We start from the raw sequence: 24988 nt of genomic DNA on the forward strand, positions 1-24988 counted from the left end.
CATTGGGCGCGATTAAATATAGGTATATCCACAAATACCTATTGTTACAAGCTTTTCATTCGATCTTTTCGCCAAGCAGTGATTTTATGAACAATTGTTGCTGTTAATTTACCCAGGCGTATAGATTGCTTGATGGAAAGGGCGAATATAGCGGATATAAAAGGAATTTCAAGGGGTAAAGGAAAAGGGCCAATGATTTGGCCCTTTTTTACGGTGATTAACCGGCGTCTACAACTTGCATACTTTTAGAGACAATCGTCGGATCTTGTCCTTCAAATGGTGATGGAATAGTAAACGTAATCGTCAGATTACCGGTTGTCTTACTGTTTGCAGCCGTTTCTCGGGAGACCTTCACCACGGCTTTTTTGATCCCGTTGGTGTCAGTTGAGTTCACAATCGTATTGGCTTCACTAATCGAGATTTCCCCATTGTCTGCTGTGATACTGACCGTGGTTCCTGTTGGAAGTGCATTACCGAACAAATCTGAATAATAGATCTCAACATCAGCTGTCTCAACAATGGTCAAATCAATGGCACCCAAATCACAGTACCCATCGTCCTCCGTTGCTTCAAGATCTCTGAAGCCGTTAATCGTCCCAGCACAAGCAGCGCCGCCAATTAAGTCGCTATCGATGACGAAGCGCGCATAAGGCACATCACCCGCAATGATCAACTCCAGATCTCGACGTACATCGACCAAATCACGCGTACAATGGCCATCAGTTAACGCTTTTTCGCCACACAGCAGACCATTGTATTTATTGTCTTCACTGGTATAAGACAAATCGTTGTTACCATCCAGGTAAGTCTCATTGTGACCGCCATCACTGAACCTGAAAGTACATTTGTGCGCTTCAGCCGTGTCATTACAATCTATGGCATCAAATGTGCCATTTTTGTTGTGATCGACAAAAGCTTCTGGTAAGTCAAACGAGCTGAAGAACTCACCTTCATCAAATATCCCGTTCGTTCTGCTAATATCTGCACTGCTTTGCTTGTCTATAAAGCTTTCCTGACCTTTAGCAGTGGCTAATACAGTGATCCGTCCACCTCTGACCACAGGCAACTCAGCAGGTAATGTAACACCATCTACTACCTCGGTCATATCGTTACCATCTTGATCTTGCAAGAAATTACCATCAGCATCGGTATAACGATAGACAGATGGGAAACCATTGATACAGGGAACTGGTTGCCCACCATAGGTATCACAGACATCGCCAATGGTGTTGCGCCATGTGTCTGAGTCGTTGTATGGGAACTCACCTTGCTTGCGCCATTGCACGGTACACACGCCATCCACAATCGCACACTGATACGAAGGAGAACCGCCGGTACCATCAATACTGCCAACCACGCCTGCTTCTGCCGTGACACTTGCGACCAGGTTGTCGCCAGTTAGCTGGTTGAACTGATCACCAAAAAATACGGAAATATTGGTCGTCACTCCTACGTAGTTTAATGCGTTTAACACTAGGTTATCAGCGGCAATATCAAAGCTATTCTGATCTGGTACACCCGACGATAATACGATACCTGAAGAGACAGCATTGACCTGATCTGCAACGGGGATCAAGCGTAACGTCAAGTTATCTTCAACATCTGGGCATCTTGGGTGAGTATTGTCTGCAGCACATTGATCTATAACAGATTGCCAGCAAGTCGGGTACTCATTCGTAGTGGCATAAGACGCAATAATCTCATCAGAGATATAGCAGGCTTCAACCACGATGGCACCAGGCACAACACCAGATTGCACAGTGGTCTGAGCAAACCCTTCACTGTCTGTGCTACCTTTATAGTTAGTAAGATCTGCAGAGCCAGTCAAATCCGCAAGTCTAAACTCTATTTGCTTTTGCTTTAACGGTCGGTCATCCGTATCCAGTAGCTTAAATTTCACCGTTGAGGTGGTGGGTGTCGCACCCAGGCCAGGCGGTAATGCAATAAAGGCATTAGATGCTTCAATAAACTGGATAGCTTGCACCGGCGCATCGTCAACCGTAAACACATAGCTCTCCGGGTCATTAACACCGCCGCCAGAAGTCACCGTAACCACAATCGTATCATTGCCGCTACAGCCCTGGGCACGGTATGTTGAAGACGCTTTACCGTCTTTAGAACGCACCTGTCCATCTATGGTTGCCAACCCTTCATCAACACAGGTTGAGGTGAATTCAACGTCAACTGGCTGACTGTATATCGAATTATCCGGATCTGCTTCATCAGTAAAAATCGTCGCAGTCAGAATAAAGCTGTCACCGGCTGCCAAACTATCTCGATTGTTACCGGAGTCCAGTTCACTGCTCAGACCTAAGTACAAGTCCTGAATACCAACAGAGAAGTTCTTCGTGTCGCTTTCATTTAAGTAGCTCGCGGTGATCGTTCCCGCACCACCTGAGTCACCTGGTTGCAGTTTCAGTAAACCAACGCCTTGTAAGTCAGTCAGAACTTGGCCAGAAGAAGGCAGGATTTGACCCTTGTTGGTTTGAACACTCACGATCGCACTATCAATACCGTTATCCGGGTTCGCTGTGGGGGTTAATTTAACATACACTTCAGCCAGTTCAGTTGAAGGGACATTAGTCACTTCGTCACATTTTGCCAGATCTGCGTCTGTTATCCCTGTTGTATCTCGGTTACTATCCCAATCGTCCTGACAATTGATCAGGAGCCGGACAACCATCTTATACTCGCCCTCATCAACGATTACTGCACCATCAGACGCAAAGGTGACGCGAGGAGTTGAGAATGTCAGATACTCTGCATACACCTCACCAATTCCTGATGTGCTCGTCGCTAGCAGCTCAACACTTGCTAAGCCATTTTCATCCGTAACAGCACGACCACTCTGGGGATTCATAGTCGCAACCGAATCAGTGGTAAAGGTGACTAACTTTCCAGATAGCGGCAGACCATTTTCGATGAGCTGAACAGTAGCAATACCATTCTTATCTTCCGCGAGTTTATTCTCACCTGATAGCTGAGTAGAAATGGCATTTCCATCATCATCAAGAATGCTCACAATTGAGATGTTAACGCCGCCATCTCCTGCACTATTGAAGTTAAAATTCTGGGTAATGACGAATCCATTATTCGCTTCATATTGAGCGCTTACTCTCCCGGCTCCGGATACAGAATTATCCAACAACTGGATAGTAGCAATGCCTTCACTATTGGTCAGTACCGAGCCTGACTCAGGGTCCAAAATACCAAATTCATTCACACTCAACTGAATATTCTGGTTGGCCTGTACATTGCCGTTAAAGGTTAAGCGCGCTTCAATGGTCAGCGGCATTTGTGCTGATAAAGAGTTTGACTCTGCACCCTCGGCGTTTTTGCCGACCAGAGTCAATTGATAACCACTGGCGCCAAAATTAGGATCACCACTTGAATAGTATCGGGCGGTTTTGGTCACCGCTGCGCCACCATCACCAAATGAGGCTGTGACTTCTGCCCACCCTTCTTCTTTATTAGGGATCAGATTTATTTCAGCCACACCGCTTGCGTTTGTGCTCTTTACACCGTCAGAAGGAGAAGTAATTGCCTTTAGCCCCCCCAAAACGGTGATCAATTCATCGCTCAACGCTTGCCCATCTTCTTCTAAAGTGACAACTACCTTACCGGGGTTTGTTGCACTTAGCGGGTTACCTTCATTTATTGCGTTATTCTGAGCGTCCAATACAGTCACAGTTAACTGAACACCGGCCCCCGCAGCAATACCGTTTGAGTAATAGCGACCAGAGCTAACAGATGTGTTAGTAGTTCCAGTTTCCGTATACGTCACCGTAAACTGCTCCCACCCACGAGAATCGTTTACGGTCATTGTCAGCGCAGCATCGCCATTACTGTCGGTCACAGCGGTGCCATTGTCGGTGATGTTGGCGAGCACCAGTTCACTCACCGTAACCAGCTGATTAACCAGAGGCTGGCCGTCTTTTTGCAGATTAATTTTAAGAAATCCTTCATTACCCAGGCTCAAAGGGTTCTCTTTGTTTATTTCTGCATTCAGAGCATCTTCAACACTCACAGTCATCTGAATACCACCGTCACCCGCACCAACATAGCTGGCGACTGTTCTTGCCGCTTCATCACCTGCTAACATATAGGTGGCAGTAAATGCATCGAGTTGCTGTGCTACAGTCGCTGTACTCGTTGCAAAGAGCTGAATTTGAGCCTGACCAGTGGCGTCCGTTCGGACTGATTCCGTCGGCTTGGCAAAACGTGCACTCTCTTCTACCTCTACCAAAATGTCGGCATTCGCGACTGGCTGTTCGTTTAAAGTCAGCTGAATTTTTGCCGTTAATGGCGTTGCCAAAGAGAGGTCTGAAGAGGCTTGTTCACTGGCATCAACCAGCTGTACGCTCAGATCATAGATTTCTTTGTCGTAAAAAGGGTTACCGGCGGACTCAAAACCAATACGCGCATTAATGTCTTCATTATAAGTAACCTGAACATAACCGGCCCCAACTTTGTCAGTGGCCAGTACCAGTAAACGGGCAGCACCATTTGCGTCCGTTTGCACGTTAGAATTGCCATTGGTGACCAGCAGGTCCTCACTATCCGCTTCTTTAGAAAACTCCAGTACCTGGCCGGTTAAAGGCGTACCATTATCCGTGAGAATCGCAGTGACAGTAGCCATTTCTGAGCCCGCAATTGGATTGCTCGCATCAATTGCCAGTCCGTCTGACCCTGTGATGGTCATCGCTATCTGAATACCACCGTCGCCCTCGGCTGCGTATGGCACTGAGCCAGTTACGGTATTTTCACCCACATCGGCGGTGGCGGAAATGGTACCTGCGCCCCCTGCCCGGTTAGCGATAATGGTTACCTTGGCTTCACCGTTACTATCAGTTAATTGAGAACTGACAGAAGCAAAATCTGAAAACTCATCATTCGTGAAATTAACCAGGTTGTTTGCAATGGGCGCACCATCGTTAGTGAGCTTTGCCGTAATAGTAATGGGATTACTGATACTCAGGCTCCCCCCACTTGCGGAACTGGTAGTGAGTACCAGTTCATAGTCGGTATTTGTACCGCCACCTCCTGAGGTGTCTTTTTCAATCGAACCACCGCCACCACAGGCGATCATCAGCAAGCTGAGCAAAGTAATACTAAACCAGCGCATCAGAGACATTTTCGATTCTCCCTTGCAATCTAATAATTTTGAGTTATTTTCACCATGTTAACCCAATTGTGGATCTAAAATCACAAATTTTTAGCGGCCGTCATCGATTTTTTCTGTTCATCTTCAACTATCCTGTTAGGCTATAGCGATTTTGTAAATTAGAAGTGTTAGGACAATGTCAAAGTCTATGTCACAAAACAAAAAAATGAGCCTAACAACCCGTATTATGCTGGGCATGATATTGGGTGTTATTCTGGGTCTGTTAATACAATCCATACTAGGCGATCAGCCTGAAGTTGCAATCCCTCTGGGCCTGTTTGATTTACCGATCAAAGGCTTTTTCGTTGATGGACTGTTCCATATTGGTGGACAAATCTTCATAGCCAGCTTAAAAATGCTGGTTGTTCCTCTGGTCTTTATTTCTCTTGTAGTCGGCACCTGTAGTCTGAGCGATCCAAAGAAACTCGGTCGCCTGGGTGGTAAATCTATTTTGCTATATTTATCCACTACGGCTATCGCAATTACGGTTGCTATCTCTCTAGCTCTGCTCGTTAGCCCAGGTGGTGGTGTTGAGATTCCAACGACAGCTACATTCAACGCACAGCAAGCACCTACACTGACTCAAGTCATTATCGGGATGTTCCCAACCAATCCAATTAACGCAATGGCCAGTGGCAATATGCTTCAGGTGATTGTGTTTGCACTGTTGTTTGGTATCGCTATGGCGTTAAGTGGTGATGCAGGTAAGCGCTGTGCGAAGGTATTCGAAGACTTAAATACCGTAGTGCTAAAGCTGGTTACTCTGCTGATGAACCTGGCACCCTATGGTGTTTTCTGTCTGATGGCCAAACTATTTACCAGCATTGAAATGAGCCTGATTGTTGAGCTGGGTAAATACTTCCTCGTTGTCGTTGCAGCCCTGCTGATCCATGCCTTTGTCAACTACAGCATTTTACTCAAAGTGCTGACAGGTCTGAGCCCACTCACCTTCCTGGCAAAAATGAAAGATGCCTGTATGTTCGCATTCAGCACATCAAGTTCAAGTGCCACTATGCCTGTGACACTGGAAACGGCAACCAAAAAGCTAGGCGCTAATAACTCGGTGGCCTCTTTTACCGTGCCATTGGGTGCAACCATTAACATGGATGGCACCGCCATCATGCAAGGTGTAGCAACTGTCTTTATCGCGCAAGTTTTCGCTGTAGATTTAACCCTGAGTGACTACCTGATGGTCATTCTGACCGCCACTTTGGCTTCAGTTGGTACCGCAGGTGTGCCAGGCGTCGGCCTGATCATGCTGGCTATGGTTCTTAATCAGGTTCTGCCAGTTGAAGGGATCGCCATCATTATGGGTGTTGACCGTCTACTGGATATGACGCGTACTGCCGTAAATGTTACCGGAGACTGTATGGTGACCTGTGTGGTAGCAAAGTCTGAGGGTGAACTGGATACCGAAGTATTCAATGATGCTGATGCAGCCAAGGCACTGGAAGAAGACATTGATTTAGACAAGCTGTCGAAAAAAGCTTAGCTAAGTAAATAGATAAAAAAGGCAGGTTGCATAAGCGCCTGCCTTTTTTATTTGTCAGCCTCGCCTCAACGAGACGACAAACTACTTCTTATCGTGAATAGCATCAAGGCGCGCTAACAAGCTCGAGGTATCAAAGCGACCACCCCCGAGTGCCTGTACATCAGCATAATATTGGTCGACCATGGCAGTCAGTGACAATGAAGAGCCATTGCTGCGCGCTTCGTCCAGTGCAATACCCAAATCTTTACGCATCCAATCGACAGCAAAGCCAAAGTCATACTCTCCCGCGAGCATGGTTTTGTAGCGGTTTTCCATCTGCCACGAGCCCGCTGCTCCTTTGGCAATAGTCTCAACCACTTTTTCACCGTCTAGGCCAGCCTGTTTCGCAAAGTGAAGTCCCTCAGCCAATCCCTGTACCACACCAGCAATACAAATCTGATTCACCATTTTGCACAACTGACCTGAGCCCACTTCTCCCAGGAGCTGGCTAAAGCGACTAAAGGCTGCCATTACGGGTTGCACACGTGCAAATACTTCAGGATCACCGCCTACCATCACGGTTAATACCCCATTTTCAGCGCCAGCCTGGCCACCTGATACAGGCGCATCCAGGAATGCAACGTTTTGCTCGGCCGCTCGCTGCGCAACCTCACGTGCCACCTTAGCCGAGGTTGTCGTGTGGTCAATCAAAACGGTATCAGGCTTCATACCAGCCAAAACCCCATTATCGCCGTACACAACGGATCTCAGGTCATCATCATTGCCCACGCACATAAATACCAGCTCAGCATCTGTAACGGCTGCTTTGGGTGTTGCAGCGAATGTCCCCTGATACTGCTGCGCCCAACGCTCTGCTTTTGTGGTCGTACGGTTGTAAACGGTCACCTGATGACCCGCTTGTTGTAAATGACCGGCCATGGGATAGCCCATCACCCCCAATCCGATGAATGCAACTTTGACTGACATAAATTTGTCCTATTTGGCTGTTAAGCTAGAAAGATGGAGTTGTTATACCTGAGCCATCTAGCCATGGCAAATGAAAAATACCAGCTATGAATCAAGTGATTAAAAAGAAAAAACATCAAGGAGCCTGACAGGATGGAGAACATTTATCGTTTCAGCGTGAAACTACTTAACGGCGAGACGCTGGCACTCAGATCCTTACAAGGCAGACCCGTGTTGATCGTCAACATTGCCAGTAAATGTAGCTTTGCCCCACAGCTGAGCGCATTAGAAAAGTTATATAAAAAGTACCACCCTATGGGATTGGAGATTGTTGCCTTTCCCTGCCACCAGTTTGGCCGCAATGAGCCACTGGAAAACGAAATGTTAAGGGAATTTTATCAGTCGCACTTCAATCTGAGTTTTCACATTTCAGAAAAAATACTGGTGAACGGCCCGGATGCCCACCCACTCTTTAATTACCTCAAGGTAAATACACGGGGGATCGCGCAAAACCGCGCTATTAAATGGAATTTTACTAAGTTTTTAGTAAACTCAGAGGGCGTTTTATTGTCCCGTTATGCACCCAGGACAAAGCCCGAAACCTTAAAATCGATTATAGAGAGTCAAGTGTCCAATGAGAGTCGCCCTATTCAGTTCGCAAAAGTATGAGCTGCCATTTTTTGAGCATGCGCTTACCCAGTTTCCTGATATTGAGTTTGAATTTTTTGAGCAAGCACTGAACGATAAGACTGTTGCACTAGCGCAGGGGTTCGATGCAATTTGCGTGTTTGTGAACGATCAGGTTGATGCCAATGTGTTGGCTGAACTGGCGGAGTTAGGTGTTCAAAGTATTGCACTACGCTGCGCAGGCTTTAACAATGTCGACATAGAGGCAGCGCACGCATTGGGGATCAAAGTAGTACGTGTCCCTGCATACAGCCCTGAAGCCGTGGCCGAGCATTGTATTGCCCTAATGCTGACACTGAGCCGTAAAACCCATAAAGCCTACAACCGGGTACGTGAAGATAATTTTGACCTCAACGGCTTGCTGGGTTTTAACCTGCACAACAAAACCGTCGGTATCATCGGCTGTGGTAAAATTGGTCAGGCTCTGGTGGCCATTCTCAACGGCTTTGGCGCACATGTGCTGGTGTACGACCCGAATATCGGGGAAGGCTCGTATACGCAAGTATCATTGGATATGTTGCTTGAACAAAGCGACATCATCACCCTGCATTGCCCACTCACCGATGCCACGCATCACATGATCGATGATGCTGCGTTTGATAAAATGAAGCAAGGTGTAATGCTGATCAACACCAGCCGGGGTGCACTGGTAGACAGCAAGGCCTGCATCCGCGCGCTGAAATCAAGAAAACTCGGCTACCTTGGCCTGGATGTGTATGAGCAGGAATCTGAACTGTTCTTTAAAAACCGCAGTGATGAAGTGATTCAGGACGATGTCTTTATGCGCCTGGCCAGCTTTCAGAATGTACTCATCACCGGACACCAGGGCTTTTTCACCAAAGAAGCCTTAACCGAAATCGCCCACACCACATTGACTAACCTCAACGCCATCCGCACGGGGCAGACGCTGGAAAATCAGGTCTGATATTTACCTCAAGTTACAGGGTACAACAGACACAAAAAAGCCCGGCAAGCCGGGCTTTTTTGTGTCCAACGATGGTTACTTAAAGAACGCCACATTGGCAAAGACGGCGGTCATCAGCACTGGACAGACGAAGCGTACATACTGGGCAAACCAGTACATCTTACCACTACACTCCAGAGCAAGCTGGTTACCACGACGCCATACCCAACCTACAGTAATAAAATAAAACAAGCCCATCAGCGGCAGCTGGTATTGTGTGAACACCTGAATGACCAGACCAAATAACCAATCAAAGTTCATAATAATGGTGCCCGAGCAGACAAACAGTACCAGGGTTACCATCCAGGTTGCCTGTGAGCGCTTGAAACCATGGTTTTCGACCAAAAATGACACCGGAATTTCGGTGGATGAAATGGTTGAAGTCAGTGAGGCTATCGACATCAGCACAAAAAAAGTCAGTCCGACGAACAAACCTATCTCGCCCATGGTCGCAAATAACTCTGGTAGAATTGCAAAAATAAGCCGGCCCTCGCCAACCAGTTTACCATTTTGGAAAACTTCAACCCCGTTGTTCTGCGCGATAAACAAAGCTGGGATGATCAATAATCCGGCCAGAAACGCCACACCGGTATCCAGCATTGCCACGCTGAAAGTCAATTTAGGCAGGTTCTCATTTGGTTTCAGATAAGAGCCATAAATCATCATGCAGCCTACGCCCAGGGACAAAGAAAAGAATGCCTGCCCCATTGCTGCAATGATTAATTCAGGATCACCAATTTTGCTGAAGTCTGGCACCAGATAGGCTTTGAAGCCTGCCGCAGCGCCTTCTAACGTGCCCATATAAGCAATCAGCGCAATAAGTAACAGCAGTAACAGTGGCATTAAACGGCGAGACCAGGCCTCGATACCGGACTTCACCCCCTGCAAAATAATCGCAGCGGTCAACAGCAGCATCAAAGGAGTAAAAATAAAGTTCCGTAAGGTTGAATCGCCCGACAAAAATTGGCTGGCGGCATCCCAGCCAGTCAAACGTGCGATCGGCTCAAGTGAATGCGCCAACATCCAGCCGGCAACAATAGAATAGAAACTGAGCATAACAATGGCACCGGCAAGGCCGATATAACCTGCAGAGGCACCTATTTTAGGCTGTTTTTCCTGCCATGCCTGCTTAAGCGCTTTCACCGGGTTAGCTTGCGCCTGATGACCCAGGTACAGCTCCGTATACAAAGCAGGTAATGCCAGTAAGAATATGACAATAAAGTAAACCAGCAAAAACGCGCCACCACCGTGGTTCGCTGCCTGAGTGGGAAATCCCCAAATATTACCAAGTCCGACTGCCGCACCGGCTGCCGCTAACACAAAGCCCAGACGGCTTTGAAAACCTTCACGCACTTGAGCCATAATCGAATGCCAAGTTAATTATTGTTGTAGACTGGCGATTATACGCACTTGTAATCAAATTGCGAGCGTCAGTTCAGGCAAATCGGAACAGCCAACAGTGACAAGGGTTTACGTGCTCGGTTCAGAGCTGACTCGCCCGCCCTAACCTGATAACAGCAAGCCCGAACAAGGCTCAGCGAGACTTAAAAACTCGAACTAGGCGTTTGTAAAAAAGCCAGTTCTTCAGCGCTCGATTCCCGCCCTAAAATAGCATTACGATGGGGATAACGGCCAAACTGCTCAATGATTTTTTTGTGCGCCAGCTCGAATTCATAGTTTGGTAACGATTTAAACAGGGCATCTGCCTGCTGATGTACGCTCAGGCTTTCACTGTGCATATAAGGCAAATACAAAAAGGTGCGCTGGGTTTTCTCTAGTTGCCGATCAAAGCCCTTTTCTACGGCGTGCTGTGCTAAACACAAAGCCAGCGGGTCGCTGGCAAACGCAGCTGGCGTGTCGCGGAACATATTGCGTGAAAACTGATCAAGCACAATGATTTCACACAGCGCCCCCACCGCAGTTTTTCGCCATTCAGCCAATTCTCCGGCCACAGCCTGCTGGTGTATGTGGGCAAACCGCGCCGTGATTTTATTGTCGAACTGCGTCGACTTTTGCCACCAGTCTTGTTCCTGACATTCGACAAACCAAAACTGATAAATTTCCTGATATTCCATGGACACACCTGTGAGTAATTGATTTCGGTATCAGAGCGAGTATTACCCGCTCGTGATAAAGTGTCCAGTCTGACTTCCCAGACCCCTGAATTATGCCGCTTCCAGTAACCGGCTGTGGATCGCTTGCACCACGGCGTCCGATTCCGTTTGCTCAACCAAAAAACACAGGTTATGGCGACTTGCGCCGTGACAGATCAGGCGAATATTAAAATCAGCCAGTACTTGCATCAGACTCGCTTCACCATGGCGCAGCTGGATCTCAGAGCCAATCATAGCCACCAGAGTCAGGTTGTTTTCGACACTGACCTGACAAAACTCTCCAAGCTCATCCAGGCAAGCCTGTGCCAGCTCGGGACGTGTGGCATTTGGCGCATTGTCCAGCGTCAATGCCACACTGATCTCAGAGGTGGTTACCAGATCAACCGAAATATTGTGCGCACTTAGGATGGTGAATATGCGTGCCAGAAAACCACTTGCAAGTAGCATTTCCGGGCTTTTTAGTGTTAACAGGATCTGGTTCTTGCGTTGAGTAACTGCACGGATCCCAGGTTCCGAGCGATTATTCTTTTCAATCCAGGTCCCACCAGCATGCGGGTCTTTACTTGAGCCCACAAACACTGATATTCCACTGCGGCTGGCAGGCAATATAGTGGCCGGGTGTAGCACTTTAGCACCAAAGGTTGCCATTTCTGCAGCTTCATCAAAACTCAACCGGGCGATTGGCTGCGCTTTTTGGCACAAACGCGGATCTGTACTGAAGATACCAACCACATCTGTCCAGATATGTACACTGCGTGCTGCAATTGCCTCAGCCAGTAGCGCCGCACTATAGTCAGACCCGCCGCGTCCCAATGTGGTGGTTTGTCCCTGATTATCACTGCCTATGAACCCTTGAGTGACCACCACCTGCTCCTGCAACAAAGGGATTAAATGAGCCTCGGCGGCTTCACGTGTTGCGTCAATATCCGGCACTGCCTTGCCAAACTGGCGGTCTGTTTTAAGCACCTGCCGCACATCAAATCGGCTACTGGCGACGCCCAAATCTCTCAGCACCTGAGTAAACAAATAAGACGAAAAGCGCTCACCAAAACTCAGCATTTCGTCACACTGCTGTGCATCCAGCGCAGGTAATTGAGCAAGTGCGTGAAAGGCATCCCGTGTTTCAGTAAACCCTGCTTCCAGATCAGCATCGAGCGTAAGACATGCCAGAATGCTCTGTTGAATATCCATCACAGACTGAAACAGTGCCTGGCGTGCCTCTGCGTCGACTTTTTGCTGCGTCAGGGTTACCAGGTGATTCGTCACACCGGCACTCGCGCTCACGGCCACAACACGGACATTCGGATCATCGTGGACTATCGTGGCGCATCGCTGCATGGCTTCGAAGTTTGCAACACTGGTGCCGCCAAATTTAGCAACGATATACTGGGAATTCATTTTATCTCCTTGGGATCACACTGGGCGATCAACATCAATAAGGAGAACTTGGCAATAGGATGGACTAACCATAAAGAAATGACCTCTGCCAGAAGCTCTCCACCTGAAAACGGTGACAGTCCCGAGGATTCAACCTCAAGGACCGAAAAATCACGCTGACGCAACCTGACTTTTCTCGGCGAGTACTTCCCTCACTGATGGTCACGGGTAATCGTCACCTCACATCAGCTACCTAAGCATCGCGCCTCTTCTGTTTATTTTGCCGGGATTTAACTGAATCCTGGCAAAATAAAAGCCCGCATTTTAAGCGGGCTTGAAAAAGGTATCTTTTAGACGTCTAGGTGTCAAGTACAAAATTGTCCCTGTCACCAAAGTTTAAATAAATTGCCCCATAAAATAGGCACCGGCATAGCCTGCCGTATAAGCAATTAACAAATACACGCTCATTCTTAAGTAACTAGTAAAGGTTAGAGCTTTTACTTTACTCATGGCGATGATCCCCGCAGCAGAGCCGATAATCAGCATAGAACCACCGACACCCGTTGCATAAGTAAAAGTCAGCCATTGCTGAGGGCTCATGACAATGTCCGCCTTTAACAGCGCTGCCGTCAGAGGTACGTTATCTACCGCTGCACTCATCAGGCCAACCAGGTAACTGGCATACTGAGGATCAATGAATTCATACAACTGGGTGAACATATTCAGGACACCTACCTCTTTTAGTGCGCCAACTAGCAATAGTACACCGACGAAAAACAGCAAAGTGTCGTACTCTATCTCACGAATATAATCGATGATCTTTTTGTTCACGTCTTTCTTGCGCATCAGAAACTGCGCCATCAAAAACATCACCGACAGGCCACACAGGAAAGTCAGCATAGGTGGGACCTGATATTGCACGCTCAGGTACAGCGTGGTGAGCACGGTGGTCATGAAGATAACGGCAATCGTGATGTCCGTTTTCTCTATCCGACGCAGCGCTTGCTTTTCGAATACCAGTTGATCTTTCATGCCAATGGACAACAGTGTAGCCAGCAGCAACACACTGACAATCGAAGGCGCAACCAACAGCAGGAGATCAGGAATGGTGACCTTGCCAGCTAGGAAAATCATCAGTGTCGTTACATCGCCAGTGATGAGCGATACACCGCCAGAATTAACACTAAAAATGATCAGTGTGGCATACTTAATCAGTTTCTTCGGATCGAGTTTGAGTGACATGACCACAGCCAGCGAGATAAGTGTCGCAGTAATGTTGTCAGAAATCGAAGAAAACAAGAAAGCAAAACCGCCAACCAGGAACATCATTTTACGTTCGCTGATCTGGGTTGGCATCACACGGTGGACAATGTTTTGTATAAAACCTTTGGAGTTCAGATAAGCAACAAAGGTCATCGCAGCCATCAGGAATAACCACAATGTGGCGATTTCCAGAATGTTATGATCGAGCCGATGTTGTATAGTTTCTGAGCTTTCGCCGTAGATCGGAGAGATAAATAGGATAATCCAACATAAAGTGCCAAAAAAAAGGGTCGTTTTGGCCTTGTTTACATGGATAATATCCTCTATAACGATAAGCACAAAAGCGACCGCTATCAGGGTTAGGATAATGGGCGTGACCATATGCGTAAACAACCTGTAATTAAAAGTAAAAATTGTGAAGAGTAACGTAATCGGCGCGGAGTCTAACACTTAGCAGCACACTGTGCCATGAGTAGTTACACATTATGACAATTTTCTTACCTGATACCGTCACAAAATTGATACACACTGGAAAGCTATGATCCCAGCCAAAAAAGTATTAAATACGCTGAATGAACACTGGGGCGTCCTGGAGCTGCTTTTTAAACGCTTTAAGATGGCCGATTTCAGCCTTAAAGATGTGCAAAACATCATCAAATTGAAAAATCCGAACTGGTCAAGTGAACGTATTTATAGAGAAACCAATCGGTTACTAAACCAGGAAATAATTATTCCTCTGGCCAAATCATCGCAACTCGAAATTAACCGAGCCGTAGCCGACTTCGCCAGCTTTTTGTTACAGGAAGAACACCTTGGCCTGGCTGAAGAAATCACCGTATTAGTTAAAGATTTGCAACGCCTGGGTGAACGCCTGGCCCAGGCAGGCGATGAAGGTGATCACAGTGAACTGCGTCGTTTTAGTCGCATTATGGATGAGCGTGTGCGTAAAATCGTCAAGCTGTATCATCATAACGAAAGCGCCATCATGAACCTGGTGGAACAGGCCAAATCAGATCAGGGTAACCTGTCTTTGCAAAAACGCTACCGCGCCGTGATTGAAGCATTTGATGAGTATATAGAGCCCATGCTGGAGATGGTCGATATCCACGGACCGTTCCAGGCCTGCTTTACCACCATAGAGCATCAGATCAGTGAACAGATCGCGCAAATCGAACAACTTGGCCGTGGTGCACAGGACAAACGAATGCTCGAGCAATTGCGTACCCGGATCCTCGATATGCACCTGATCGGGCGTGAAAGTTTAGGCAAAAGTTCCGATATGCTAATGCCGCTGCGCGAAGAGCTCAGACGCAATACGCTCATTACCCGCCAGGCTGCAAAAGTGCTGGGTCTGATCCGCAAAAATGGCGTTGACCGTATGCTCAGCCCGGTGCAACCTTACTTTGTCTCAGACATACAGCGCTTCAGCCTGGGTCAGCAGCGTCATATGGTGGCTTATATGGCCAGTCTCAGCGAGTTCGAGCACGAAGAATACCAGTTACCTGACCAGCAGGATGTGCCTGCGTATCAAAGCCCTAATATTCCGGATTATTCTGACGTCCGTAAATCATTTAAAGGATCTGGTAAAAAACGCACCGCTCTGCTTGGCTTTCTGAACGAACAATACCCGACGCTGGAAGCGGATGAAATGCTGTTCCTATACCAGAAGCTGATCAGCGACCCCGAACTCGATATTGCCCAGGACGAGCAACAACAAACGATGCAAATCGCCAATACCCGCATTCGACTTTATCCGTTCAGTGCAACGGACAAGCAATCAGATAACCAGAATTAGTAAACACCATGACACACATTAATCTAGACGAACTCAGCCAGTTACAGGCGATCAATAAAAAATTGGTCAGTGGCTACCATATCAGCGAGCAGGACACGACACAGTGGCAAGAGCTGGATCAACACATAGAGTCCTATCAGGCACTGTTCAGCGCCCTTGGCCATGACCTGCAACACGACAGCCGCGGCTTTTATTATCTGGCCAGCGATGAAAGCACGCCTAACATGGGCAAGATCTCCCGTGCCATTGCCCTGACTGTATTCATCCTGATCGAACACTTTGCCAACCAGGGTAAAGATCCGCTGCGCGCTTTGTTTGATGAAGTACTGGATCTGGAGCTGATGCAGACCCTAGTTCAACTTAATAAACACCTGTTTGACCAGCTAGAAATTTTCTCAGGGTCCGATCTTCGCAAAGACGTTTGTCTGCGCATGGTTCGCCTGGGCCTGGCCCGCGAGGTAGAACAAGGTTTCTCGTTACTGGCACCGGTATATCGTTATATCGACGCGCTAATGGAAGTAAATGAGGAAAATTACGACACACTTGAGGAAGAAGTATGAACAAGCTGTATGGTCTCAGTAAACTCGCCCTGCTCAATACCGCAGGTTATGCCAAATGTGTGATCCCACTGGATAAAAGTGCCTCTATCTGTGCCCCGAACAACACAGGTAAAAGCTCAGTCATCAATGCCTTGCAATTCCCGCTAATCAACGATTTGCGCCTGACCGAATGGGATGGTCACGACCTGGAAGAAACCCGTAAGTTCTACTTTTCAAGTGATCAGTCTTACATTCTGCTAGAAGCGAATCTGCCTCATGGCGACGTCGTCATCGGCGTTGCGGGGCTAGGTAAAATTGCCGGTTACGCGCATCAGTTCTTTTGCTATAACGGCAAACTCAACCTGGATGACTTTACCCAGGGAAAAAGCATCATTAAATACACCAAGTTGTTCAATCACTTGCAGGAAAAAGGCTTTAAGCCCGTTGAACTCAAAGCGGCCGAACTCAATGCCTTGCTGACAGGTGGAGCAACGCCGTACGATGGTGACATCAACCTCAAGATGATCCCGCTGAACAACGTCCAGGATGCCGCGGTATACAAAGAGATCTTCCGCCGAATTCTGAACCTGCATAAACTCGGTGCCCATGATGTCAAACGCTTTATGCTTAAAGTCTTTGAGCGTCATATGTCCAACTCCAAAGTAGACTTTTATGACGTGTGGCGCCGTGCGTTTGATAAAGTTAACCGCTCTCGCCGTGAGCTGAATGCACTGGAGTCCATGCAGGAACCCATTGCTGCGCTGGAACAAATGATTGAAGGCGAAGCGACCCTCAAAGGCAAACTCGCCGCCTACGCACCTAAGCTCGATAAAGCTATAGTGGAGTTCGATGAGTATCAGCAGAGCCAGATTGGCGAGCTCAATGATCAGCTTGAAAATATTGAGCAGGAAAAACGCGAGTTTGAAGAAAAGCAGCAGCTCTATGTGCAACAGTCACGTGATATTGAGCGAAAGCAAACACAGATAGAGCAATGGTTTACTGACTACCACGCACTTAAATCCGAGTTTGAGCTCACCAACCACGCAACGCTAAAGACTAACCTGACGCTACTGAAAAAAGAGTATGAACAGCTGTCGTTCTCCATTAACAGTGCACAGGGCCAGAGCCTTCACACACTGGACTATCGGATTGGCGAAACGCAAAAGCAAGTCAAAAGCCTGAAACTTCAGCTGAAGAACCTGGAATTCAACCTCTTTACCCGAATGCGTGAAGACCTGTCACTGAAAGAAGTAGAAGAGATCTCGCGTATTTTGAACCCGGATATTTTGTCTTTTGCCACGACCGGAAAGGGCGAAGTTGAGATCAGTGATGACGACGCCTTTGGCGACTTTCTGGCGCAATTATCTGCAGCAGTCAAAGGCGGTGAACTTAAGCTTCCTGGTGCCACCATCAAGCTGAAAAAGCTGGCACCTGTACAAATGCAAAGCGGCGAAAACAAAACCCAGTTGCAGGCGCAGCTGGAGGCACTACAACAGTCACTGCAGGAGCTGAAACAACAGCGCGAAGTGTCTGCCAATGTGGCCGAAAAACAGCAAGAGCGCGATGCACTCTACGATGAATTAATGGCCACCGAAGCGGCATTAAAACGCTTTGAACAATTCCAGACCATGGCGCAATCGGCTGAAGCCCAACAGGCATTGCAGGAACAGCTGCAAGCTGAGCGCGAGCAGGTAGACGATTATCTGCAGGATGTGCAACGTAATGCCGGGTCAATTTCAGATCGTCGCTCCATCATCAAGAGCAAACAAGATCTGATCCTGCGACAGGCGGATCGCCTTAAGCAAGTAAAGTCTGAACGCATCGATCATACGCTCGACTTGTATAGCGGCAAGCAAACGCCCTACCCGGTTGAGATTAAGTTAGACTTTGATAACCTGGCCGAAGTGATCCATCAATTCAACAAAGACTGTCAGGAACTGCGTAACCTGGATGTCAATGTGCGCAATACTTATCTGCACATCTACAACGCCGGGATTACTAAGTTCGACAACGAAACAGACGATGCGACTAAGTACGCTAAGCTTATCAGCGCCTATCACAACCTGGATAATGAGCGAGATGCAGTAGAACGTCAGGCCCGTGTGGCACTGACGGAAGTTGCCGCAACCATCAAAGGTCTGCGTGAAGACCTGGATCGCTTGCGCCGGGAAATGAACAGCTTCAATAAGGGGATCAGTCAGCATCGCATTTCTAACCTTAAAGCATTTAAGATCAACGTGATCCCAAGAAAGATGCTGGTTGAGAGTATAGACACTATCATCGCAACATCCGACTTGTATGAGCAAGGTGAGAGCTTTGACTTACTCAGCGAGCAACCCGCCGACAGCAATGCAGTCAACGAAGCCAAAGATCACATTATTAAGCTGGCCAGCGACAAAGCAGGCCTGACACTCACTGATCTATTTGATATTCGCTTTGAAGTAGTAAACCGCGCGGGCGATACTGAGCACTTTGATAAGATTGACTCTGCGGGCTCAAATGGTACCCGGATCACCATTAAGCTCCTGTGCGGCATGTTGTTTATCCGTTATTTGCTATCGGATCAGGAGCAGGCTATGTATCGCATCCCTATCTATATTGATGAGGCAGCCGATATTGACCCGCAGAACCAAAAGGCGATCATCGAAACCGCCCTCAGCTTTGGTTTTGTGCCGATTTTCGCCTCGGTTAAACCGCAAATAAGCTGTGATTACCTGGTGCCGGTCCGCAGCGTCAATCAGGGCAGTCAAAACTGGGTTGACGAAAAAGACTGGATCGAAGTCGAACACAATTAATATCAAAAGGGCACAATTGAGTGCCCTTTTTTGTGCGCCTCGGTTAAACCGCAAACAAGCTGTGATTATCTGGTGCCGATCCGCAGCGTCAATCAGGGCAGTCAAAACTGGGTTGACGAAAAAGACTGGATCGAAGTCGAACACAATTAATATCAAAAGGGCACAATTAAGTGCCCTTTTTTACGCGCCTCGGTTAAACCACAAATAAGCTGTGATTATCTGGTGCCGATCCGCAGCGTCAATCAGGGCAGCCAGAACTGGGTTGACGAAAAAGTCTGGATCGAAGTCGAACACAATTAATATCAAAAGGGCACAATTAAGTGCCCTTTTTTACGCGCCTCGGTTAAACCACAAATAAGCTGTGATTATCTGGTGCCGATCCGCAGCGTCAATCAGGGCAGCCAGAACTGGGTTGACGAAAAAGTCTGGATCGAAGTCGAACACAATTAATATCAAAAGGGCACAATTAAGTGCCCTTTTTTACGCGCCTCGGTTAAACCACAAATAAGCTGTGATTATCTGGTGCCGATCCGCAGCGTCAATCAGGGCAGCCAGAACTGGGTTGACGAAAAAGTCTGGATCGAAGTCGAACACAATTAATATCAAAAGGGCACAATTAAGTGCCCTTTTTTACGCGCCTCGGTTAAACCACAAATAAGCTGTGATTATCTGGTGCCGATCCGCAGCGTCAATCAGGGCAGCCAGAACTGGGTTGACGAAAAAGTCTGGATCGAAGTCGAACACAATTAAGATCAAAAGGGCACAATTGAGCGCCCTTTTTTGTGATGATCTTCGTGCTTTAACTGTCGTATACTAAGGTAAGCGTTAGATTTTTGTTTTTAAGGAGTAAACCATGCTGAACCAACTTAAAAAGCACCTTGTCAGCACCAGGACCTTTGCCGTCGTGGCAAGTTTACTGATGCTCAGTGCCTGTGGCACCACCCCGGACTGGGACTACGACAAGTCTGTTGAATTTACAAACTACAAGACCTTTGCCTGGTCGGCTGAAGCCAACCTGCAAGCTCGTCCGCAAAATTATCAGGTCAACGGGTTAATGGAAAAACGTATTCGTAACGCCATTACTGAGCAAATGGCAAATCAAGGGTTCAAGCTGGTTGACGCCACTGTGGCTGATATTCTGATCAACTACCATGTGGCAGTCGACAAAGTGCCCTTTTTTACGCGCCTCGGTTAAACCACAAATAAGCTGTGATTATCTGGTGCCGATCCGCAGCGTCAATCAGGGCAGCCAGAACTGGGTTGACGAAAAAGTCTGGATCGAAGTCGAACACAATTAAGATCAAAAGGGCACAATTGAGCGCCCTTTTTTGTGATGATCTTCGTGCTTTAACTGTCGTATACTAAGGTAAGCGTTAGATTTTTGTTTTTAAGGAGTAAACCATGCTGAACCAACTTAAAAAGCACCTTGTCAGCACCAGGACCTTTGCCGTCGTGGCAAGTTTACTGATGCTCAGTGCCTGTGGCACCACCCCGGACTGGGACTACGACAAGTCTGTTGAATTTACAAACTACAAGACCTTTGCCTGGTCGGCTGAAGCCAACCTGCAAGCTCGTCCGCAAAATTATCAGGTCAACGGGTTAATGGAAAAACGTATTCGTAACGCCATTACTGAGCAAATGGCAAATCAAGGGTTCAAGCTGGTTGACGCCACTGTGGCTGATATTCTGATCAACTACCATGTGGCAGTCGACAAAAAGCTAGAAGTGGACACCTTTAAAGTCAGTTATGGGGCGCGCTGGAGCTACTGGGGATGGGGTGTAGATCACCACACTACGACCAGGGAATATAAAGTTGGCACACTTGTCGTAGACATTATTGACCGAACTTCCAACCAGCTGGTTTGGCGCGGTGCCAAAGAGAGCCGTTTACGTGCGAAGCAAACTCCAGAACAAAGAACAGAATCAGTGAATAAAACCATCACTGAGATTCTCGCCAACTTTCCACCAAAAGTGCAACATTAAGCACCCATATTTAGGGGCAAGATCGTTCTCCTCGCCCCTTCAGTTTTTTGCAATCTCCTGATCTTAGTTCGCGTCTAATACCAATATTGCGCTCAATCACCAGAAATAAAATTCTCATTTTAACTTCATAATTACATCATAATTTTTCTAAAGAAATATCGCATACCACTCTCACCTCCTCTAAAATCTGCGTTCGAATCTGTCTGAGCACCTTGAGAAACACACCCCCATTCAACCTTTCAAAATGTTAATAATAATAAAAAACGCAATATTTAAATTAACAACACAAACACACTATTGACACCAAATACAAACACGATCAACAATATGCACAATATTACCGATATTGATACAACTTAGGTGACTGTAGTAAAGGAATGAACATAACACTAAAGACCTTTTGCTCACCAAAGGACTAATACAACTTGTAAAAACGCATACATGATAAGGATAAGGAATCCAATGATTGTTTACGACGAACAGAGCAATGAAAAATGGCATCGCCTTTTTCATGATTGCAAAGACTCGGGCCCAACCATTTGTAATGAACATTGGGAAGGCATTGAACTTTTGAACATGCCTACCTCTCAACTTCCCGGCTTGGAAACACTGAATGTTCAGTTGCGACAAGTCAGTAACTGGGAAGGCTTCTTTAGTGAAGGTTTAATCGAGTACCACCCTTTTTATCAGGCCATGAGCAAGAGGCAATTTCCAGTAGGCAACTTCCTTCGTGATGATCTGTCTTTCACACCATACCCAGATTACTTTCACGATGTTTTCGGCCATCTGCCCATGCTGACGTGCACGATCTTCTCTACCTATTGTCAGGAAATGGGTAAGTTAGCAATCCAATACGAGCATAACCCTGAGATTGCGAGACTCATTAATCGATTTTCCTGGTTCACAACTGAGGTCGGTGTGGTGAGACAGAACGGTAACCGAGCCTATGGTGGTGCACTTATTTCTTCCTCGAAAGAACTCACACACATGTCAACCACCCCCGGGGTTGTTAAGGCCTTTAAATTTGAAGATGTCGTGAAATCTAAAATCGATGATAAAACCCTGCAAGAAGTATTCTATGCCGTCGAGAGTTTCGATCATTTAATGGATGAGTTCCTCAGATTCAAGTCACACATTACCTCAAAATTAATCCTGAAAAACCTTGCAGCTTCGTCGACAGACGAGGTTCTGTAGTAACTATAAACATATATTGACAACACAAGGAAACGTTATGAATGCCAAAAAAACAGCTATCGTTACGGGTAGTTCACGCGGTATTGGCAAAACCATTGCCATCGAATTAGCTAAAGTTGGCTACGATATTATTGTGGTCTATTTCAGCAACCAAGACGCAGCAAAAGAAGTGCAATCCATTATTCAAGACAACGGACAGCAATGCCACATTGTACAAGCTGATGTCACGGACCCACTTAGCGCCTCTAATTTAGTCAAAGAAGCTATTAACCAATTTAAACATATCGATTTGTTGGTCAACAATGTCGGTGACTTCTTCTTTAAACCCATTGAAGAAATGACAATTTCTGAGTGGGATCATGTCCTCAAAAGTAATTTGAGCAGTGCATTCTACCTGTGTCATAGCATCATTCCATTCATGAAAGAAAGGAAAGCCGGTAACATCATCAATATAGGCTTAAGTACCAATAACTTAGTCCGAGCATCTGCCAACGTTTCAGCTTACTCGATTGCGAAAACGGGGATCGCGATTCTTACCAGTTCAATGGCCGAAGAACTCGCTGAATACGGGATCAGAGTCAACTGCGTTTCTCCGGGTCTGATTGATAATGGTCATTTACCTGAGTCACAAAAAACCTGGATGATTGAGCGTGTGCCAATGAAACGTCTGGGACGTTCGGAAGATATTGCAGATGCCATCATTTATCTGGCATCAGACAAATCAGCTTATGTATCCGGTTCTAACCTTGCAGTAAGCGGTGCCTGGGACTGGAACGGCAGACCAAATGTCAATGATGAGCAAGTTCATGACCTTTTTGTTGAGCCTGCATAAATGAGCATTCTCGGTCAAACCATCGAGGATATTTCCTTGCTGGCGAAGGAGCGACAAGCAATAGACCTGGCAATGGGGACTCCTTCTGACCCCATGCCTGGTTTTGTTTTTCAAACACTCGCTTCGCAGACAGATAGCCCATTCCATCAATACTCGGATACTGAAGGGCTTTACTCATTGCGGGCGAAAATTACGCAAGACTATGCAGCGCGTTTCAATTGCCAGTTCAACCCAGATGACCATTGTACTCTGGTTGGCGGCGCTACTGCGGGGATGATGCTCACATTACTGGCAATTTTGGAACCGGGTGACGAGATAATCGTATTTGATCCCGTGTTTCCTCCTTACCTGTCGCAAATCGAAATGGCAGGTGGCAAAGTTAAAGCCGTCAAACTCAACCCGGAAAACTGGGAAATTGATTTTACTGCGCTACAAAACGCAATAAACGCTAAAACAAAAGCCATTATTTTAACAAACCCGCATAACCCGACAGGCAAGGTATTTTGTGAAGATGAGTACGCAGCACTGGCGCACATAATCGACAGCAACCACTTATATTGCATTGAAGACCGGGTTTATCAGGGCTTTAATTATGAAGGCAAGGACACTCCGCCAATGAGCCACTTTTGTCGCACCGATGATAAGGTCATTGTATGCAATAGTTTCTCTAAAAGCTTCATGATCACCGGCTGGAGGATCGGCTACGTTATTCATCCCAAATCGATCAAAGATAGACTCCGGATGATACTGCCCAACTATCAATGTTCATTGCCTTCACCTCTCCTGCACTGCCTGGATGCGAACTTTGACAAGTTTGTTGAACTCAGGACAACCCTTCAGCAAGCGTTTGCCATCAGAAAACAAGTCGTGAGCGACTTTCTGCTGACGCTGGATATGGAAGTGATGCCCAGTCAGGGCGGTTGGTTTTTCATGGCCAAACCCATCATGTCAGAAGGCGTCTATTGTGATGAAGCACTCTGCGAAAGATTACTTATGGAGCACAACGTTGCCACAGTCCCTGGATCTTTCTTTAACTCTATGGGTGAGCCAACCGGCACTGTGCGAGTGAGCTTCTGCAGACAAGACAGTCTTTCTAAAATAAGAGAATTACGAGGTACCAATGTTTAGTGTCGACAAAGCCTTTTGGGACGACCACCCCAGCGTTAAGTTTATTGTGGTGTATGCAAAAGGTGTAAATATACCCGCAGCGGCAGACAATGTCGCGACTTTCGAACGAGAAATTACCGCCAGTACGCTACGCAATTGGCAATATGAGAATGCACAATCTCACCCGTATATCAAAGCCTGGCGGGATTTTTTGAAGGGAGTTGGATTGCCGGCCAAGAAATATCAAGCTTCCGTTGAACTGTTAACTAAGCGCGTTTTGTCTGGCAAAGGACTCTACAACATTAACCCTTTAGTGAATTTCTATAACGCGGTTTCAATCCGTCACAAGGTCTCTATTGGGGCCTGGGATGTTGATAAACTCTCAGGCCATTGCCTCAGACTCGGCTACTCAACAGGGACAGAAGAATTTATAGAAATGGGCACAACCCAAGCCACAACACTGACCAATGGCGAGATCACTTACTTTGACGATAAAGATGTCATTACCCGGCATTTCGTCTGGAGGCAGTCCGAAATAGGACTGGTCGCAGAATCGAGCAAAAATATTTTCTTTGTTTCTGAAATTCTCGACTGTGTCAAAGAAGAAGACATAGAGGAAATGATGCAAACCCTCAAAGAGAAATTAAGCAATTGGTTTAATGCAACGGTTGATATTGCACTGATTGACTCACGCACTGCGACCTGGACACCTGACAAACTATAATAAATACAAGGAA

18 protein-coding genes and 1 riboswitch are annotated in these 24988 nt (G+C 46.9%); of the genes, 12 read left to right on the forward strand and 6 right to left on the reverse strand.

Annotated elements, in window-relative coordinates; translation table 11 throughout:
• Nucleotides 1-217: 217 nt before the first annotated feature.
• On the reverse strand, nucleotides 218-5134 hold the full coding sequence (locus PRUB_RS14115; RefSeq protein ID WP_010381555.1) for an Ig-like domain-containing protein: 4917 nt from the start codon (nucleotides 5132-5134) through the stop codon (nucleotides 218-220).
• Between the two features lie 178 nt (nucleotides 5135-5312).
• On the opposite strand from PRUB_RS14115, the gene PRUB_RS14120 reads away from it, so the two are divergent.
• Nucleotides 5313-6656, forward strand: a complete 1344-nt coding sequence (locus PRUB_RS14120) for a dicarboxylate/amino acid:cation symporter (RefSeq protein ID WP_010381558.1) — start codon at nucleotides 5313-5315, stop codon at nucleotides 6654-6656.
• 81 nt (nucleotides 6657-6737) lie between these two features.
• Here the strand turns inward: PRUB_RS14120 and PRUB_RS14125 are convergent, their stop codons facing one another.
• A complete protein-coding gene (locus tag PRUB_RS14125; RefSeq protein WP_010381560.1) occupies nucleotides 6738-7622 on the reverse strand; it encodes an NAD(P)-dependent oxidoreductase in 885 nt (294 codons plus the stop codon).
• Between the two features lie 132 nt (nucleotides 7623-7754).
• On the opposite strand from PRUB_RS14125, the gene PRUB_RS14130 reads away from it, so the two are divergent.
• Both PRUB_RS14130 and PRUB_RS14135 read left to right on the forward strand, forming a co-directional pair.
• Nucleotides 7755-8270, forward strand: coding sequence for a glutathione peroxidase (locus tag PRUB_RS14130; RefSeq protein WP_010381562.1), 516 nt, complete (start codon nucleotides 7755-7757; stop codon nucleotides 8268-8270).
• Nucleotides 8236-9213, forward strand: coding sequence for a 2-hydroxyacid dehydrogenase (locus PRUB_RS14135; protein WP_010381564.1), 978 nt, complete (start codon nucleotides 8236-8238; stop codon nucleotides 9211-9213). The genes PRUB_RS14130 and PRUB_RS14135 overlap by 35 nt, the downstream gene beginning before the upstream one ends.
• A gap of 75 nt (nucleotides 9214-9288) precedes the next feature.
• On the opposite strand, the gene PRUB_RS14140 is transcribed toward PRUB_RS14135, so the two are convergent.
• The 4 genes from PRUB_RS14140 to nhaD form a co-directional block, all read right to left on the reverse strand.
• Entirely contained in the window at nucleotides 9289-10614 is a 1326-nt protein-coding gene (locus tag PRUB_RS14140) for a sodium-dependent transporter (RefSeq protein WP_010381566.1), read from the reverse strand.
• 182 nt (nucleotides 10615-10796) lie between these two features.
• On the reverse strand, nucleotides 10797-11327 hold the full coding sequence (locus PRUB_RS14145; protein WP_010381569.1) for a DUF924 family protein: 531 nt from the start codon (nucleotides 11325-11327) through the stop codon (nucleotides 10797-10799).
• A 90-nt stretch (nucleotides 11328-11417) separates the two neighbouring features.
• Nucleotides 11418-12764, reverse strand: a complete 1347-nt coding sequence (lysC, locus tag PRUB_RS14150; protein ID WP_010381570.1) for a lysine-sensitive aspartokinase 3 — start codon at nucleotides 12762-12764, stop codon at nucleotides 11418-11420.
• An 84-nt stretch (nucleotides 12765-12848) separates the two neighbouring features.
• Nucleotides 12849-13022, reverse strand: a riboswitch (Lysine riboswitch).
• Nucleotides 13023-13139: 117 nt separating this feature from the next.
• The gene (nhaD, locus tag PRUB_RS14155; protein ID WP_010381572.1) at nucleotides 13140-14387 is read right to left on the reverse strand and encodes a sodium:proton antiporter NhaD; all 1248 of its coding nucleotides are present in this window, start codon (nucleotides 14385-14387) and stop codon (nucleotides 13140-13142) included.
• Nucleotides 14388-14544: 157 nt separating this feature from the next.
• Between nhaD and PRUB_RS14160 the strand changes: the two genes are divergently transcribed.
• The 9 genes from PRUB_RS14160 (at nucleotide 14545) to PRUB_RS14200 (ending at nucleotide 24975) form a co-directional block, all read left to right on the forward strand.
• Nucleotides 14545-15801 (forward strand): hypothetical protein, encoded by a 1257-nt coding sequence (locus tag PRUB_RS14160; RefSeq protein WP_010381574.1) that lies wholly within the window; start codon nucleotides 14545-14547, stop codon nucleotides 15799-15801.
• A gap of 8 nt (nucleotides 15802-15809) precedes the next feature.
• Nucleotides 15810-16361, forward strand: a complete 552-nt coding sequence (locus tag PRUB_RS14165) for a condensin complex protein MksE (protein ID WP_010381576.1) — start codon at nucleotides 15810-15812, stop codon at nucleotides 16359-16361.
• Nucleotides 16358-19135: an ATPase gene (locus tag PRUB_RS14170; RefSeq protein WP_010381578.1), complete on the forward strand. Its 2778-nt coding sequence runs from the start codon at nucleotides 16358-16360 to the stop codon at nucleotides 19133-19135. Before PRUB_RS14165 ends, PRUB_RS14170 begins: the two co-directional genes overlap by 4 nt.
• Nucleotides 19136-20054: 919 nt before the next feature.
• Nucleotides 20055-20330, forward strand: coding sequence for a DUF4136 domain-containing protein (locus PRUB_RS14175; RefSeq protein ID WP_422624407.1), 276 nt, complete (start codon nucleotides 20055-20057; stop codon nucleotides 20328-20330).
• Nucleotides 20331-20536: 206 nt separating this feature from the next.
• The gene (locus PRUB_RS14180; protein WP_010381582.1) at nucleotides 20537-21118 is read left to right on the forward strand and encodes a DUF4136 domain-containing protein; all 582 of its coding nucleotides are present in this window, start codon (nucleotides 20537-20539) and stop codon (nucleotides 21116-21118) included.
• 441 nt (nucleotides 21119-21559) lie between these two features.
• Nucleotides 21560-22312, forward strand: a complete 753-nt coding sequence (locus PRUB_RS14185; protein ID WP_081694263.1) for a hypothetical protein — start codon at nucleotides 21560-21562, stop codon at nucleotides 22310-22312.
• Nucleotides 22313-22349: 37 nt separating this feature from the next.
• On the forward strand, nucleotides 22350-23144 hold the full coding sequence (locus tag PRUB_RS14190) for an SDR family NAD(P)-dependent oxidoreductase (RefSeq protein ID WP_010381587.1): 795 nt from the start codon (nucleotides 22350-22352) through the stop codon (nucleotides 23142-23144).
• Nucleotides 23145-24272, forward strand: a complete 1128-nt coding sequence (locus PRUB_RS14195) for a pyridoxal phosphate-dependent aminotransferase (protein ID WP_010381589.1) — start codon at nucleotides 23145-23147, stop codon at nucleotides 24270-24272.
• Nucleotides 24265-24975 carry a B3/B4 domain-containing protein gene (locus PRUB_RS14200; RefSeq protein WP_010381591.1) on the forward strand — a complete coding sequence of 237 codons (711 nt, stop codon included), beginning with the start codon at nucleotides 24265-24267 and terminating at the stop codon, nucleotides 24973-24975. Before PRUB_RS14195 ends, PRUB_RS14200 begins: the two co-directional genes overlap by 8 nt.
• Nucleotides 24976-24988 lie beyond the last annotated feature (13 nt).

Origin of the sequence: Pseudoalteromonas rubra (assembly GCF_000238295.3) — a bacterium.
Classification (GTDB): domain Bacteria; phylum Pseudomonadota; class Gammaproteobacteria; order Enterobacterales; family Alteromonadaceae; genus Pseudoalteromonas; species Pseudoalteromonas rubra.